The organism is Rhodobacter maritimus, assembly GCF_058747975.1.
Map to the genome: position 1 here is coordinate 1,924,623 of NZ_CM179095.1, position 14,917 is coordinate 1,939,539.

Annotated in this window: 19 protein-coding genes; 3 read left to right on the forward strand and 16 right to left on the reverse strand. The window is 68.3% G+C overall.

Going from position 1 to position 14,917, the window contains the following annotated elements; all coding sequences use genetic code 11:
• Positions 1 to 53 precede the first annotated feature (53 nt).
• Together AC4PTO_RS09770 and AC4PTO_RS09775 are read left to right on the forward strand one after the other, a co-directional pair.
• Entirely contained in the window at positions 54 to 326 is a 273-nt protein-coding gene (locus tag AC4PTO_RS09770; protein WP_036751164.1) for a hypothetical protein, read from the forward strand.
• Positions 327 to 420: 94 nt separating this feature from the next.
• Complete coding sequence (locus tag AC4PTO_RS09775; protein ID WP_492728031.1) at positions 421 to 990, forward strand: DUF3489 domain-containing protein; 570 nt, start codon at positions 421 to 423, stop codon at positions 988 to 990.
• Between the two features lie 53 nt (positions 991 to 1,043).
• Here AC4PTO_RS09775 and AC4PTO_RS09780 read toward each other — a convergent pair whose 3' ends face one another.
• From AC4PTO_RS09780 to AC4PTO_RS09855, 16 genes are all read right to left on the reverse strand, one after another.
• The gene (locus AC4PTO_RS09780; RefSeq protein WP_188478498.1) at positions 1,044 to 1,268 is read right to left on the reverse strand and encodes a DUF7220 family protein; all 225 of its coding nucleotides are present in this window, start codon (positions 1,266 to 1,268) and stop codon (positions 1,044 to 1,046) included.
• Complete coding sequence (locus tag AC4PTO_RS09785) at positions 1,265 to 2,254, reverse strand: DNA cytosine methyltransferase (RefSeq protein WP_492728032.1); 990 nt, start codon at positions 2,252 to 2,254, stop codon at positions 1,265 to 1,267. The genes AC4PTO_RS09780 and AC4PTO_RS09785 overlap by 4 nt, the downstream gene beginning before the upstream one ends.
• On the reverse strand, positions 2,254 to 3,570 hold the full coding sequence (locus tag AC4PTO_RS09790) for a site-specific DNA-methyltransferase (protein ID WP_492728034.1): 1,317 nt from the start codon (positions 3,568 to 3,570) through the stop codon (positions 2,254 to 2,256). Before AC4PTO_RS09790 ends, AC4PTO_RS09785 begins: the two co-directional genes overlap by 1 nt.
• Positions 3,571 to 3,975: 405 nt before the next feature.
• Positions 3,976 to 4,422: a DUF6362 family protein gene (locus AC4PTO_RS09795; protein ID WP_492728035.1), complete on the reverse strand. Its 447-nt coding sequence runs from the start codon at positions 4,420 to 4,422 to the stop codon at positions 3,976 to 3,978.
• On the reverse strand, positions 4,415 to 4,618 hold the full coding sequence (locus AC4PTO_RS09800) for a hypothetical protein (RefSeq protein ID WP_081969308.1): 204 nt from the start codon (positions 4,616 to 4,618) through the stop codon (positions 4,415 to 4,417). Before AC4PTO_RS09800 ends, AC4PTO_RS09795 begins: the two co-directional genes overlap by 8 nt.
• Positions 4,615 to 5,133, reverse strand: a complete 519-nt coding sequence (locus tag AC4PTO_RS09805) for a crossover junction endodeoxyribonuclease RuvC (RefSeq protein ID WP_492728038.1) — start codon at positions 5,131 to 5,133, stop codon at positions 4,615 to 4,617. The genes AC4PTO_RS09800 and AC4PTO_RS09805 overlap by 4 nt, the downstream gene beginning before the upstream one ends.
• A gap of 56 nt (positions 5,134 to 5,189) precedes the next feature.
• Positions 5,190 to 8,117 (reverse strand): DUF7146 domain-containing protein, encoded by a 2,928-nt coding sequence (locus AC4PTO_RS09810; protein ID WP_492728040.1) that lies wholly within the window; start codon positions 8,115 to 8,117, stop codon positions 5,190 to 5,192.
• Positions 8,110 to 9,393 carry an ATP-dependent DNA helicase gene (locus AC4PTO_RS09815; protein ID WP_492728041.1) on the reverse strand — a complete coding sequence of 428 codons (1,284 nt, stop codon included), beginning with the start codon at positions 9,391 to 9,393 and terminating at the stop codon, positions 8,110 to 8,112. The genes AC4PTO_RS09810 and AC4PTO_RS09815 overlap by 8 nt, the downstream gene beginning before the upstream one ends.
• Positions 9,390 to 10,163, reverse strand: coding sequence for a hypothetical protein (locus AC4PTO_RS09820; RefSeq protein WP_492728043.1), 774 nt, complete (start codon positions 10,161 to 10,163; stop codon positions 9,390 to 9,392). Before AC4PTO_RS09820 ends, AC4PTO_RS09815 begins: the two co-directional genes overlap by 4 nt.
• 10 nt (positions 10,164 to 10,173) lie before the next feature.
• The gene (locus tag AC4PTO_RS09825; RefSeq protein ID WP_234184572.1) at positions 10,174 to 10,374 is read right to left on the reverse strand and encodes a DUF6511 domain-containing protein; all 201 of its coding nucleotides are present in this window, start codon (positions 10,372 to 10,374) and stop codon (positions 10,174 to 10,176) included.
• Between the two features lie 164 nt (positions 10,375 to 10,538).
• The gene (locus AC4PTO_RS09830; RefSeq protein WP_492728044.1) at positions 10,539 to 10,772 is read right to left on the reverse strand and encodes a hypothetical protein; all 234 of its coding nucleotides are present in this window, start codon (positions 10,770 to 10,772) and stop codon (positions 10,539 to 10,541) included.
• Positions 10,769 to 11,494, reverse strand: coding sequence for a hypothetical protein (locus tag AC4PTO_RS09835; RefSeq protein ID WP_492728045.1), 726 nt, complete (start codon positions 11,492 to 11,494; stop codon positions 10,769 to 10,771). Before AC4PTO_RS09835 ends, AC4PTO_RS09830 begins: the two co-directional genes overlap by 4 nt.
• A 4-nt stretch (positions 11,495 to 11,498) precedes the next feature.
• Positions 11,499 to 12,353 carry an ATP-binding protein gene (locus tag AC4PTO_RS09840; RefSeq protein WP_492728047.1) on the reverse strand — a complete coding sequence of 285 codons (855 nt, stop codon included), beginning with the start codon at positions 12,351 to 12,353 and terminating at the stop codon, positions 11,499 to 11,501.
• On the reverse strand, positions 12,350 to 12,883 hold the full coding sequence (locus AC4PTO_RS09845) for a hypothetical protein (RefSeq protein ID WP_492728048.1): 534 nt from the start codon (positions 12,881 to 12,883) through the stop codon (positions 12,350 to 12,352). Before AC4PTO_RS09845 ends, AC4PTO_RS09840 begins: the two co-directional genes overlap by 4 nt.
• Positions 12,883 to 13,236 carry a hypothetical protein gene (locus AC4PTO_RS09850; protein ID WP_492728049.1) on the reverse strand — a complete coding sequence of 118 codons (354 nt, stop codon included), beginning with the start codon at positions 13,234 to 13,236 and terminating at the stop codon, positions 12,883 to 12,885. The genes AC4PTO_RS09845 and AC4PTO_RS09850 overlap by 1 nt, the downstream gene beginning before the upstream one ends.
• 22 nt (positions 13,237 to 13,258) lie before the next feature.
• Entirely contained in the window at positions 13,259 to 13,852 is a 594-nt protein-coding gene (locus AC4PTO_RS09855) for a sigma factor (RefSeq protein ID WP_492728051.1), read from the reverse strand.
• A 369-nt stretch (positions 13,853 to 14,221) separates the two neighbouring features.
• On the opposite strand from AC4PTO_RS09855, the gene AC4PTO_RS09860 reads away from it, so the two are divergent.
• Positions 14,222 to 14,878, forward strand: a complete 657-nt coding sequence (locus tag AC4PTO_RS09860) for an HNH endonuclease (protein ID WP_492728052.1) — start codon at positions 14,222 to 14,224, stop codon at positions 14,876 to 14,878.
• Positions 14,879 to 14,917 lie beyond the last annotated feature (39 nt).

Consider the following 14,917-nt stretch of genomic DNA (forward strand, 5'->3'; position numbering starts at 1 on the left):
GAGAGCGAACGTCCGTTCAGAAGGACGATGCAACTCACCACGGAGCCACCACGATGACCACGCGCCTGAACCCGATCACCACCCCCCGCCACGAACTCCGCGCCGAGAAGGCGCGCCGGAACAAGGAAGCGGCACTCGCCGCCTTCATCGGCAAGAAGGCCGAGATCGACGAGATGCTCGCCCGCCTGCAGGCGCTCAGCGACGACCATTTCAACTGCGCCCCCGACGAGGCGGGCTGGGCGATGGTCGGCACCCTCGAGCACTACGCCAGCCTCCTGAAGCGCATCACCGACAGCGCCTTCGGCGAGGGCGAACACGCCCGCTGATCTCCGGCACCGCCGGAACTCCCGCCGCGCGCCCTGCGCGGCTCGGGGTCGTAGAAGGCGCGCATGACGCGGGCCCGAATACGGAGACGACCCCATGACCAAGCTTTCCGATACCCAAGCCATCATCCTCAGCGCCGCCGCCCAACGGCCCGAGCACATCGCCCTGCCGCTGCCCGAGAGCCTGCGGGGTGGCGCCGCCGCCAAGGTGGTCGGCGCGATGCTCGCCAAGGGCTTCCTCGAGGAGGTCGACGCCGACCTGCGCAAGGGCGAGCCCATGTGGCGCGAGAGCGGGGACGGCCACGGCGTCACGCTGGTCGCCACCGACGCGGGCCTCGCCGCCATCGGCATCGAGCCCGAGGACGCGAACACCGCGCCTGCGGGCGCGACGGACGCGCCGACCAAGGAGCCCGCGCCGGACGCACCCACCGAGACCGAGACCGCGCCCAAGGCGCGCACGCCGCGCGAGGGCACCAAGCAAGCCACGTTGATCGCCATGCTGCGCGCGCCCGGGGGAGCCACCCTCGACGAGATCGTCGCCGCCACGGGATGGTTGTCACACACCGCGAGGGGCGCGATGTCCGGCGCGCTGAAAAAGAAGCTTGGCCTGACCATCACCTCCGAGAAGGTCGACGGAAGGGGGCGCGTCTACGCCATCCGTGACTGACGCTCGGCGCCGAAACGGACAGAAACCGCCGCCACCCGTTGGGCGGCGGTTTCTCATTCTGCGCTCCGCATCCGGATTGCCTCGAACAGCCGCCGCAACAGGTAACCGCGCACCAGCGAGACGCCGACGAAGGCGAGGCCGATCGTCAGATGCTCCGGGAGCCCCGTCTCGATCCCGAACCACGGGAATACGACGATCTGCGTGGCGATGGCCAAAACGTAGCCGACGACAACGTTTGCCGCGGCCTCGACCATCGACATGGTCCGGCTCTGCTTCATCGCAGGCTCTCCATGAAGGCCGTCACGAACTCCGCCGCGAGCGGCGGAACGATCGCATTGCCGTAGCCCCGCAGCAGCCCCATGCGACCGGGTATCCCATCAGCCAGCGGGAATGTTCCGGGCTCAACGGGCCGCCAGCGGTCATCGCGGCAGAGGAGCCAGTCCGGATCTCGCCAGACGCCGTCCGTCGCATTGGCCCCGACAGGGTCGGCGCCATCGACCAGTCCACCAGCTTCACCGTCCTGCGGCTCGCATCGGTGTTGCCGGCCGCATTGTATCGCTTCGTGGCGGGCGAGCCCGCCATCGCCGTCGGCCAACCTGCCAGCCAGACCTGTCGGCCGAGCAGCGCATTGATCGGCACCGACCGGCATTCCGATCCGTCCTTGTGATCCCTCGCCGAGGCCGTCGCCCAACCCGCGAGTGACTGCGTCCAGGGTGACGGCGCCGAAGAACAGGCGCTGGCGGATGTGCGGCGCGCCGATGCCCGCAGCCGGCAGATCGGCCGCCGCGACGGCGTAAGATGCCGCTTCCAGGTCAGCCGCCAGAGCGTCGAACCACGCCCAGCCAGCCGGATCCTCAGGCGCTGTTCGAGCCGCGCCGCCAACCGGTCCGAGCACTGCCGCGCTCGCGACCTGCTCGCCGAAGACGAGTTCCGGGCGGCAGGCTGCGACGAGCCGCAGGAAAGCGGGCGCGAGATGGCGGTCATCGTCCTGTCCTTTGCGCTGCCCCGCCTGGCTGAAGGGCTGGCAGGGCGGCGAGCCGGTCCAGACGGACAGGTCCTCGGCCACGCCCGCGAGGCGCAGTGCGTAGGGCCAGCCGCCGATTCCGGCGAAGAAATGGCATTGCGCGAAGCCGCGCAGGTCGGCGGGCTCGACGTCGAGGATGGAACGCTCGTCCACATCGCCATCTGGCAGCAGCCCGGCCGCGATCAACTCCCGCAGCCATGCACAGGCCGCGGGGTCGGCATCGTTGTAGTAGACGGCCATCAGGCGGCATCGGCCTTGTCGCCCAGCCGCTCCGCCTTCACCTGCGCGAAGGTCCGGCCGTCGCCGTCGAGGAACGCGTCGCGGCCAGTCTCGGCCTGCCAGCGTTCAACGGCGACATCGATGTAGGCCGGGCTGATTTCCATCGCGAAGACGCGGCGGCCGTTGGCCTCGCCCGCCATGATCTGCGAACCCGAGCCCGAGAACGGCTCGTAGCAGAGGCCGCCCCGCGCCACATGCTGGCGCATCGGGATGCCAAACGCGTCGAGCGGTTTCGGCGTCGGGTGGTCGGGCCGGTCGTCCTTGGCGAAGCTGGGCAGCGCCCACGTGGACGGCAGGGTCTCCTCGGCAACCTTCGGCGGACGGTTCGGACGGCGCCAACCCATGAAGCAGGGCTCGTGTTTCCAGAGGTAGTGCGACCGGGTCAGGACACCTCGGTCCTTCACCCAGATGATCTGCTGGTGGACGAAGGCCCCAGCCTTTTCCCAGCAGGCTTCCAGCATCGCCTGGCGACGGGAGGCGTGCCAGCAGTACCAGGCGGCGTCCTCGGCGATGGCCTCGGCCACGGCCGCCGCGATGAAGCCGTCGTAGAGTTCGGCGCCCTGCGAACTGTCGTCCCAGGTCGTGCCGTAGGAGGCAGACCAATCCTTGTTGCGGGTCGGATGGTTCGAGCCGTCGTAGTCCACCAGATACGGCGGGTCGGTCGCGAACAGGATTGCCCGCTCGCCGTTCATCAGGCGGCGCACATCGGCCGCGCTGGTGCTGTCACCGCAGAGCAGCCGGTGATCGCCGAGGATCCAGAGATCGCCGGTGCGCGATGCCGGGTTGCGCGGCGGTTCGGGAATGGTCACCGGCGGCACGGAGCCCCCGACGCCACCTTCTTCACCGTCCCCCTCCGGCACGAAGGCCAGCAGCTTGTCCAACTCGCCATCGGAGAAGCCGACCAGCGACAGGTCGAAATCCTCGGCCAGCAGGTCGTTCAGTTCGGCCGACAGCAGCGCCTCGTCCCAGGTGCCGAGTTCGGTCAGCTTGTTGTCCGCGATCCGGTAGGCCCGCCGCTGCGCCTCGGTCAGGTGCCCCAGCACGATCACCGGCGCTTCGGTCAGCCCCAGCTGAGTGGCGGCCAGCACGCGCCCGTGCCCTGCTATCAGTTCGCCGTCATCGGCCACGAGGCAGGGCACGGTCCAGCCGAACTCGGCCATGCTGGCGGCGATCTTCGCGACCTGGTCCGGCCCGTGCGCCTTCGCGTTCTTCGCGTAGGGCTGGAGCTTGGCCAGCGGCCACGTCTCGATCGCGTCCGGGGCGAAGCTCAGCGTCATGGTGGGCAAGGTTCCTCGGTCGGGTGGATGCCGGTGGCTTCCGGACTCCGGATGCCGGGCCGGACTCCACACGGGGTCCAGCGGCTACCAGCGGTGTCCGGTCGGAAGGCCAGCGTTCATTGGTGTTTGCGCGGCGCGCGGGTGGCTCCGGCTTCCGGGTGGCTTCCCAAAAATCCGGCCCTGTCGCTGGCGATGTCCCGCGCTTCGCCCGCCAGCATACGAATGTCGCCAGGAAGGAACCAAGAACTCAATGGGTTAGCCCATTGGACCCCGGCTGGACCCTTCGCTGGACCCCGGAAGCCAGCGCCGCGGCCTCTGCCTGCGCGCTCCTCTCCCGAGCATATTCGCTTTCTAACGGCCTCGACGAAATGTGTAAGGCCCTGCGATGTACACCCGAAAATTTCCTCAGAGGACGATTTTTCTTGACAGCCGATTGGCGTTTTCGATGACGAACTGCTGCGACCGACGGGGCGACGGCACGCGACCGTTCAGCCGCCAGGTGATCACCGCAAGGCCGTACTGCCAGCGCTTGGTCGCTGCCGTGCGCGACAGACCGAACTGCCAGCAGATCGGCTTCCACGCCATGCCGTCGGCGCGGGCCCAGACCAGGCGCCCATCCTCGGGCTCGAGCCAGCGCAGCCAGAGCATCGCTTCCTCGGCCTGCGTGATCTGACGCGGGCTCGGCCTCGGCCGCCGCATCTGCAGTTCCTGGCCAACCTTGTCGGCGAAGCTGTGGAAGTACTCCGGCCAAGCGTTGAAGAAACCCTGCGGCATCACGCCCGGCATCTGCCGCATCACGCCTGCCGCAAGCTCCAACCGGTCCTGAACCTGCGCTGTGGTCCACTCACCCATGACGCGCCTCCCGTTCCCGCTTGCCGTAGAGCCGCTCGCCGAGCTGGCGCACCAGTTCTCGCTCGGGCCAGGTCAGGCGGTCGTCGTCGATGGCGACGGCCAGCAGGCCCTGTTCCTTCCAGCCGTCGCGCTTGACCTCGTCAGGGTTGCGGCGGTGACCGCCATAACCCTTGGGCGTGAACCGCATGCCGCTCATTGCACACCTCCCCGGGTCTCCAGCGCCCAGAGCAGGATCGCGATGGCGTCGGCCTCGTTGTCGTCGGCGGGCGAGAAACCCCGCGTGCGGGCGGCCGCCATCATGGCGTCCTTGTTCGCGTTGCCCTTGCCGGTGGCGTGGCGTTTGATGGTGCCGACCGGCACGCCCTGATAGGCGACGCCCGCGGTCTCCGCCCATGACGTCAGCGTGGCCAGCAGCCCGCCATAGACATGTGCCGCGTCAGTCCCGATGTGCCTGCGCACCTCCTCGAAGTGGATGGCGGTGATGGCTCCGGCGTCGTGGGCCAGCTGCTCGAGCCAGCCCCGGAACCGCAGGTAGCGCATGCCGCCGCCGTCGTAGCGGCTCGACCGGAAGGATACGGTGCCGCTGGTGATCAGACCGTCCGCAGCCTGCAAGGCCCAGCCGGTCGTGGTGCCGAGATCGAGGGCGAGGACGACAGGCACGCCGGGAAACGGGGCGCTCACGGGGGTCGGGGTCAGAGATGCGTGGGCCATGATGGGCTCCTTTCCGGTTTGGTGCTCGATGGGGTGATGGGCGGCGCATGCGGGGCTCATGGATCGAGCTCCCGCAGCCAATCGGGGACGGGTGAACCTCGGGAACCTGCCGCCCGAGGTTCACAAGGAGGTTCACACTGACAAGGCTCTGAATTCACGGGGCTTTGTGAACTTCGCGAACCTTGTGAACCTTTTCCGGCAACATCCTTCGCATGTGCGTGCGCGCGCGCGTGCGAAAGGGTTGGGAGAGGTTCACAAGGTTCACAAGGTTCACATTTGCCATTCCGATCAATGGCTTGATCGTGTGAACCTCGGCTTCGGAGGTTCACACCCGCGCCCCGAGGTTCACACGCGCCGGGCCCCCGTGCGCCGGATTGCGGACGCGACGGCTGCTCGGAGACCTTCAGCTGCCACTTGACCGCCCGCCGAAACGTGCCCGCCTGAACCAGCCTGAGGTTCAGATCGCCCACCCGGAACACGCGGTCCCGCATCTTCTTGATGGCGATCCCGAAGCTGGTCTTCTGCGCGCGGTCCGTGTGGCCGGTGATGGGCGGCGCCGGATCGCAGAACAGGGCCACGTCGAAGAGGTCGGCCGCGCCCACCTCGGCGGTTCCGAACCGGTCCCACCAGGCGGCGATGAAGGCGCTCCAGCCCGCGCCTTCGCTGTCGGAGGCCTCCATCATCTCGTCGAGATTGCCGAGAAAGCCGGGAATGCTGGCAACCTCGAGCACGCCGCCCACGACATGCGCCCAGTTCTCGAAGGAACCGATGGTGCGCGCCCCGCGCGGCTTTCCGGCGGCGATCCATGCCTGGCAGAGCGTGAGACAGGCGGCGACCAGCCGGGGGCGGTTCGCGCGCACCCATGTCATCAGATCGGGATGGCGGAAGCCGGTGCGCTGCCAGGGGCGCTCCTCGTGAGGATCGAGCCGGATGCGCAGGAGGCGGCGCGCCATCTCGTTGGAGAACTCGGGGTTGTTGCCAGTGGCGATCCAGAGGCAGCGGATCGGCAGCCGCGCCATTTCCGATGCGCCGAGGATCCGGTCCTCCCAGAAGGGCGCCGTCAGGGCGGCCGCGACGGCGGAGCTGTCGAGCTTGGCGCGCAGGTTGTCGATCAGCACGATGGCGGGGATCTGGCGCAGCTTCGCGGTGACGCGCTTGCGCCATTCGTCGTCGTCGCGCCCTTCGGTCATGACGCTCGCGCCCGAGCCGGTGAGGATGGTGGCCACGGCATCGACCATCAGTGTTGCGCCGGAGCCAGGGCTGGGCTTCTCGATCAGGTGCAGCGGCGTCGGCCCGTCGATCATGCCGCGCAGGAAGCCGAGCAGCAGCAGCGCGATCACATGCGCCACCTCGGCGGGACCGACGAAGGGGAAGTCGCCGAGCAGATCCTCGCACAGGAGGCTGCGGGCGGCGGCAACCTCGGCGGTTGACGGCTTGGCCGGGATGGTCGGCACGACAAAGCCGGGCGTCGGGGCATAGAGAAGCCGCGCGTCGGGATGATAGCCCGGCGTGGTCAGCAGCGTGCCGCCGCGACCGAACACGGGCGTGTTGACTATGCCCACCAGCACGGGCAGCGCCGGATCGGGTGTGGCCAGCACGGACTTGACCACAGCGATCGGCGGCGGGGCCGCGACCAGCTCGCCCTTGCCGTTCAGCTTCTTCCAGTGCGCCAGCCGCGCCAGCATGTGACGCAGCCGTTCCTCGGTGATCGCGGTGGCGACCGGACGGCCCTCGTCGTCCGGCACCACCCATGTCGGCTGCCCGGCGAAACGGAACACCCATGGCGTCCGGTTCGAGGCCATCAGCAGGCTCCAGACCCGCTCGACCGAGCGGGCGAGATCGCCTTCGTCGGCGCGCAAGGTGGGGATGGCCTCGCCGCTGCCCTGATAGTTGACCGGCCGGTGCTGCCCGATCAGCAGCGTGGGCTCGGCCTCGGTGATGGCCTCCGCATCGGCGATCAGGGCGGCGACAGCCTCGGACCCTTCGCGCAGCAGCAGGTCGTTGAAATCCTCGCCTTCCTCTGGCGGCAGCGCGACGGCCACGTCGCGCCCTTGCGCGCGCAAGCGCCGGGCAGCAGCCTCGGCGGCCCGCAGACCGGCCCCGGAGGTGTCGTTGTCGGCCAGGATCAGCACGCGCCGGACGCCAGGCGGCAGATCGACCTGTTCGAGGCCCGATGTCGACAACGTCGCCCAGACCGGCAGATCGGGGCATGCGGTCATCACCGCGAGGCCGGTCTCGATCCCTTCGGAAAGCGCAAGCCGATCGCCGTCGCCGAGATCGGCGAGACGCACCGCGCCACCAGCCACTCGGCCCAGCATCTTCTTTGCCTTGTCGAGCGGCGCCTTGGTGACTGCCACCTCATCGGTGGCGAGGTAGCTGCGGTGCAGGCCGATGACCGCGCCATCGCGGTCGCGGACCTGGCCAAGCATGGCCGGATAGCCGGTCTTGGTCTCCCAATGGGTCAGGTCAGGGTGAAACAGCAGATCGGCGGCCTCGGGCACGATCAGGCCGCGTCCGGTCAGATACCGCGCGACCGGAGAGCCCGTGATCGTCTCCGCACCCGTCAGGATGTGCGCGATCTCCAGCGCGGGATCGCGCTTCAATGGGGGCGGCGCCTGCGGTGCGCGGCGTTCCGGTGCGCCGGGCGAGATGCCCGCGATCTCGGCCGCCTCGACGATCAGCGCCCGGCCGTCGAGCCCGGTCGCTTCCTCGATGGCGCTGATCGGACCGCCGCCCTGATTGCCGTCGAAGTCGATCCAGTCTCCAGCGTGCGCGCCGCGCAAGGTGATGACACAGGAGCCGGTATTGCGCGGCGCATCGCCCCGGATGTTGGCGAGCCGCCACTCGTCGCCCGACCTGCGCCCGCGCGGAAACAGGCGCGGCACCCAGACTTCCGCGGTCTCGCGAAGGCGCGCCACCACCAGATCGAGGTCGTAGCGTAGAGGCTCACCGCCGAGCGGTTTGGCGTCGTTGAGGTCAAGCAAGGATCACCAGACCTTTCTCGGCCCGCGTGATCGCGGTGTAGAGCCAGCGGTTGCGGTCGGCGGCGCTGCGCCCGAACCCGTCGTCGAACACGACGACGTTCTCCCATTGCGAGCCCTGCGACTTGTGGCAGGTGATCGCGTAGCCCCAGCTGGACTCGATCAGCCCGCGCCGGATCTGCCACTCCCGTCGCCCGCGCTCGGGGTCGTAGGCGACATGATCGGCATATTCGCCGCGCCAGAAACTCTGTCGCCCGCCGAGGCTCACCCCGTCCTCGGTCTCGACCATGGCGCTGAAGGCGAAGGCGTCGTCCGGATCCTGCCGCACCTCGGTGAGGGTCAGGAACATGCCGTTGATCAGCCCGAGATCATGGCGGTTCTTGAGACAGATGATCTTCTCGCCGCCGCCTGTCGGAAAATCCGCACCGAACCCGGCCGCGCGCTTCATCGCGGTGTTCAGCCAGCGCCGCGTCGCGTTGGTGCCGCAGATCACCTGGCCACCCTGGAGCATCTGAGCGGGACCAACCTCGTGGCGGGACATCTTCCAGACATGGTCGTCATGCGCGCCGGGTGGGATCGGCAGTCCCTCGCGGGCCAGCGTCGCGAGCCGCAGGATGGCGCTGTCGCCCGCCTGGCGGTGCACCTCGGTCAGCATCACGTCCGGGGTGGTCTCGGTGAAAAAGCCCGTGTCCTTGACGGGCGGCAGCTGCCCCGGATCGCCCAGCACGAGGATCGGCTTGCCGAAGGCCATGAGATCGTGGGCCATCTCCTTGCCCACCATCGACACCTCGTCGAGCACCAGGAGATCCGCGTCGCGCAGGATCGACTGCTCGTTGATCAGGAACCTCGGTTGGTGGATGTCCTCGAGGCGCAGTTCGAGCTGGGCGATGCGCGTCATCGCGAGACCGCGCTCGGCCGGGCACATGCGCGGCAGGTCGCGCCGCAGCGCCGCCAGATCCTCGGTCGCGCGCGCGATCTCTTCCGGCGTCGCCTCCGAGACGCGGTAGATCAGGCTGTGGATGGTCTGGGCGGGCGTTCCCTTGCGCGTCATGACGAGCGCCGCCTTGCCGGTGAAGGCGGCGAAGAGCACGCCGCCAAGCCCGCCCGGGGTCATGGGTTCCAGCCCCAGCGCCTCGATCGCCATGGCGGTGATCGTGGTCTTGCCGGTCCCGGCATAGCCGAAGAGGCGGAAGATCTGCTGGTCGTGCCGCCGCGTCTCGAACCAGTCGCGGATCGCGGCGATGGCGCGGCCCTGGGTTTCGGAAAGGGTGACGGTCATGCGCGGTCCTCCCAGCAACGCGTCGCGAAGGGGCAGAACCGGCAGAGAAAGAAGTCGGGACTGGTCGCGATGCGCGGCAGCAGATCGCCCGCGTCCGCGGCGCGCAGCACGTCGACCGCCTTGTCCGACAGCGCCTGCGCGGCGGCCGGATCGAACGACACATGCTCGTGGTAGAGCTCGCAGGTGTCCTTGTTCAGCGCCGTGAAAAGCGCGGACCCGAGGCCCATGTAGGCCATGTAGATCTGCATCTGGCCGAAATAGACGGGCTTCGAGAGCTGCACGCCTTTCTTCGCCGTGTCCGACCAGGACGAGGCTTTCAGCGCCTTGTGTTCCCAGAGCAAAGGCCATTCGAGACCGATCTCCGGGCCGCCGATGATCACGCCGTCCACATGGCCGCGAATGCGTCCGCCCGCCGTCTCGAAGCCGAACTGGCCGCCAGCTTGCGTCTGGGTGCGCAGATCGAACCCGGCCTGCCGGAGCCAGCGGATCGCCAGATCCTCGAAGACATGCCCGGCCGCGAAGATGCGAAGAACGCGCCCCTCGAAATCCTTGCCGGGATCGGGCGACGTGCGCGTGACCTCGTAGACCAGCCGCCGCGCGCAGGGCTCGCCGATGCGGCTGGCGCCCAGATAGTCGCGCGGGCGCTGCCCCTCGCGCTCGGCGACCAGCGCAGCATCGATGCGGCCGTTGATCCGTGCGCCGAGGGGTTCGGGATCCGAGGCGTCGCGGCCATACACGAAGCCCGAACCGTGATTGAAATCGACCAGCATCAGCACCCCCTCAGAACGGCACGTCGCCATTGTCGGACTGGCGCTGCATCGATGCCTGAAAGCCGTCGACGCAGGCCTCGATCACGCGGTCGATGTCCGCGGCCGGGCGGTCGAAGAAGGGCTCCATCAGGCCCATCTCCGTCAGCGCCTCGGCGAGCATCCTGCGCGCCTCCACGATGGCGCGCGTCTCCATGTCGGTCTTGTCGATCATGCCGTGGTTCCTTTTGGCGCTGGCCGAGCCCACCATCAGGCAAGCCATCGAGCAGAAGCGGTAATGAGGGTGACGGTCCCAGCGCAGGCCGTGGCAGTAGCCGAAGCCCCGGGCCTCGCGACCGCACTGGGCGCAGGGCACGCGCCGGGCGAGGTCCGCGCGCGTCACCCCACGAGCAGCAGGTCCAGCGCGTCGCGCTCCTCCTTGTCCGGGGCGGCGGTCCGGCGCTCGGAGGACAGCACGATGAACCGGCTGATGGCGTTCGAAGCCATGCATTCCAGATCGCGCCGGGTCAGGCTGGCGATGGGGCGGTCGAGACGCCCGCGCGCCTCGAGCCAGCGTCCCATCGCCAGTGCCGCCTCCGTGGTGACATGCGCCTGCCATTCGTCCGGGCTCACGGGTTCAGCCAGGCCGGGCCGTTGCCGGGTTTGGCGGCGGGCGGCGTCTGGGTGGCGGGTTGGGTGGGGGCCGTCGGCGCACCCCAGGCAGGCGCTGCGGATGCGGAGGCCGCCTGTGGCTGTCCCCAGGCCGGGGTCGCGGGCTGCGCGGCTGCGGCGGCGGGCCGGGGCTTGTTCGAGGGCTGCGCGGGCACGGGCTCGCCCGCCATCACCTTCTGCCATTCGGGCGCCGTGGGCAGCACGACATGGTCGAGCTTGTTGGCGTCCTTGTAGGCGGGGTTGCGGCTCGGCTCGATCTGGATCTTGGCGACGAAGCTGATCCCGTCGAGATCGGCGAGCCCGCGCAGCACCCGCTTGGCTTTCGCCGCCTCGCTCATGTCCTCGGGGTTCAGCCCGAGCGCGCTGTCGATCATGGCGCGGAAGGTCGATTTCGAGATCTTCCAGCCGATCGACTGGCCCTGCTCGTCGAGCTTGCCGCCCTGCACGGTAAAGTTCTGCCAAAACTTGCGCCGGGCATGCGGGCCCTCGGCGACAGTAAACTCGGCGTCGAGCATCAGTACGTCGCTGCCGGGCTGGTTGGAGGCCTTGAGCAGCCCGCGATCCGCGTCGCTCGATCCGTCGGTGCCGCCCTTGCGCAGTGTCATCACCAGCTTGGCGAAGGTGCCGTCGGGGATCAGGTCGCCGGACTGCTGCGGCTCCACGTCGTTCATGTCGAAGGTCATGTCGTCATCCTTTCCGGGGTTGGTTGATCTTGGTGAGGAGCGCGCCGAGATCGGGCGGCTCGGTCAGGTCGAGCCTGCCGCTGCGGTCCTTGGCCGGCAGGCCGAACGGATTGCCGGACTGGCAGACGAGGCGGCGCGCGTTGCCCTTGTCGGGATCGTGCCGCCAGGTCGGGGGCGCATCGGGGCCCGCGCCGGGATCCTGCGTGAAGAGGCTCATTGTGAGCACCTGATCGACGATGCCAGGGAGCTCGCGGGCGACCTTTCCGCCGTCCATCTGCGGCTGCCAGGTCACCCGGTTCATGTCGTCGACGACCTTCTCGAGGATGCCGACGAAGATGACCGTGCGCCCCGGCGCATGTTGAAGGTGCTTGAGAAGCCCGATGACCTCGCGTGCCAGAAGCCCGTAGGCGCCGCGCGTGTCCGGTTTGCCGGTGCGTTCCGACAGCGCCTCGGGACGGGTCTTGGCCCATGCCATGGCCTGGCGCGTGAGATCGGTGATGCTGTCGACGAAAATGATGCGCTTGGTGTCGATCTTCTCGGCCAGCTCGGGATGCTGCGCGCGCAAGTGCGCATGGTGCGCTTCCGAGAAATGCTCCTCGGGCTGGGCGGCCGGGTTCGCGCCGCCGATCAGGCAGGCGATGTCGACCGCGTCGGCAAACCGGCGGATCGGGATGCTGTCGCCCGGCCAGTCCTGGACGGACTTGAGGCCCGCCTCCAGATCGATGCAGAGCGTCTCGGCGGGCGGCAGGGTCTTCAGCAGCGTGGTCTTGCCCGCGCCGCTCGGCCCGAACAGCGCCATGGTGGTCTTGCCCTGCGCCTCGCGCAGCCGGTCGTCGGCGGATATGATGCGCAGGCTCATTGATCGCCCCCCTGCGGGACGATCTCGATCTTCAGCGTCCCGGGCCGGACGGTGCGCGCGGGCTCGAACCCGGCGCGGATGGCGTCGGGCCAGGCGGCGTATTTGCGCTCGGGCACCTTGAAGGCGATGTCGACATACTGGGCGGGATCGTCCCCGGCGGCGCGGATGCGCTCGACCATGGCGGCGAGGCGATCCTGATCCCAATCGACCCGTTTCGGCAGATCGGCGACCACGGTGAAATCACCATCGTCGAAGCGGATCGTGCCGGTGTCCTTGCCCGCCGCCTGCCGTTCCTCGGCGGCGCGGGTGGCGTAGCGGACCGTCAGCGCGCCATCGAGGCGGGCCTTCGCGGCCTTGTCGCGCTTGATGCGCTCGTCGACATCGCGCTGCAGGATGGCCAGCAGTTCGACGGGCAGCTGGGCGATGTCCTGCAAGCCGAGGCCCGGCAGGTCGTCGACGGTGAGGGTGTTCGCGGGGAACGGCATGTAAGGGTCTCCATGATCGGCAAAAAGGGATTGGAAGGCGGTCATCACGCGGCCTCTTGCTCGGCGAGCAGGAGCGCGGACAGCGACACGGCTGCGGCCTTCGGCTTGGCGCGAGCGACGGCGATGTAGGCGAACTGGTCGGGGCCCGTGCGCTCCTGCACCAGGTGCACGAGACCCTGTTCGGCGGCCCAGAAGGCGCGCGACCCGAGCCGGGCCAGTTCCGCGCGCTCCTGATCCGGCAACCGGGCGAACATCGGGAAGATGTCGAGAACCAGAAAGCCGCGATGGTATTCGAGCCGGTCGCCCGGCACGGCCTGCGCCACCCAGGCGCAGAACTCGATCTCGGTGAGCGGTCGGCGGGCGCGGACCGTGATGAAGGGGGTGGTGCCCATGAACATGATCTCCTCCTTTCGCCTCTACTCAGGCCGCCGCGAGATCGTCCCAGGCGGGACCGAGACCGTGGGCGGTGAGGACGTGGCGGAGATCGGCGAGGCGGCGGTAGAGAGCGGACCGGCTGCCAAAACCCTCGGCCGCCAGCGCGGTCACGGGGCGATGCGCCAGCGCCGCGCAGAACCGGCGATCCTCCGCCGGGAGCCGCGCGAGCGCGGTTTCCATGGCGTGGTGAATTTCCGTTACAGCGGCGGCGCAGCAGGTCTGGCCGTGCCAGGCGGCAAGCCCGTCGTCCTCGGTCAGCGTGTCCCCGACCGGCTCGCGGGCTCCGGCCAGAGGCACCTCGAGCGAGAGCATCGACCCACCCTGCGCACGGCGCTGGCGGTGATGGCGCATCGCGATGCGCGAGGACTGGTTGCGCAGAACGATGTTGGCGAAGGCGCCGATGCTGCCGCGCGAGGGATCGTAGGCGGGCAAGCGGCGCAGCAGATCGACCAGGAGATCCTGACCCAGATCCTCGCGCTCGCAGAGCGGCATGCTCAGCCTGCGCCGGAGCCGCTGTGCCGCCGCATCGGCCTCGCGGATGATGGTTTCAATGTCGTCGGGGGAAAGCTCGATCTGCATCGCTGTGCGCCTCGGTCATCTTTTCTGATGAGCCCAAGGTGCCGGATGCGGTCGGCGCGCAGGTGGGAACGGGGTGGGAATAAGGTGGGAGGTTGGTGGGTCGCGCCATTTCCGGTCGCCGGGTTAGAATAGAAGGGCCGACGCGGACCGCTTAGCGGCCACTAAAACCATAAAGCGCCAAACCACGCATGGATAACGCACTCATCATATCTGCTGTCGATGGCGGCTCACCGCGGTGAATACTGTGCTTCGACCGCGTGAAGCTGATGATTGCGCGACTTGAGAGTGCCGGGATAAGTTCCACGAACATTTATAGCGACGGAGGCGTGCTCGACGATGGCAGACCTAATTTTTGACCGGAAGCACGCCATGGAAGCGATCCGCTTGGCAAAAACCAACGGGCAGGAATGGCTATATGAAAGCTATCCCAAGCCAAACGGACAGAAGCGCCGGTCGAGCACGGGTTTTCTGATGCACGAAGGCGCGGCCTACCCGGTAAAACCGCTGGGACGTCTGGCAAACGAGATTGCCGGCAACCCTATGACCGCTAATCCCATCACGAATGTTTTCAGGAAATACTTCGAGAAGTTGGGGTTCCAGTTGATCGACAGCCCCGAGGACGAGGCGGAAACCGCGACTCAGCGACAGCGCCGCCTCGCCGAAGTTTGGGAGCGCCCGGGCCAAGCTCGGTTTCGCCGCGCCGTCTTTGAGATGTTCGGCGCGCGCTGTGTTGTGACAGGATGCGAGACGCTGATGGCGTTGGAAGCCGCACACGTTCTGCCTGTGTCCAGCGGCGGCGGCGATGAAGGATGGAATGGCATTCCTCTTCGCGCCGACTTGCACAGGCTCTTCGACGCTGGCGCCATCATGATCGATCCTACCTCGTGGAAACTCTCGGTGGTTGATGCCTTGCGTGAAGAATACGGCCAGTATCACGGTCTGGACCTCGAGCCGGTCATCGCCGAGATCGACGGAGCAGCGGAGCTGGCGGCGGCATTGCGGAAGCGAATGGCAATGATCGGCTAAATGCGAGCTGGACCGACCCGGCTCCAGCTGACGAAAGCG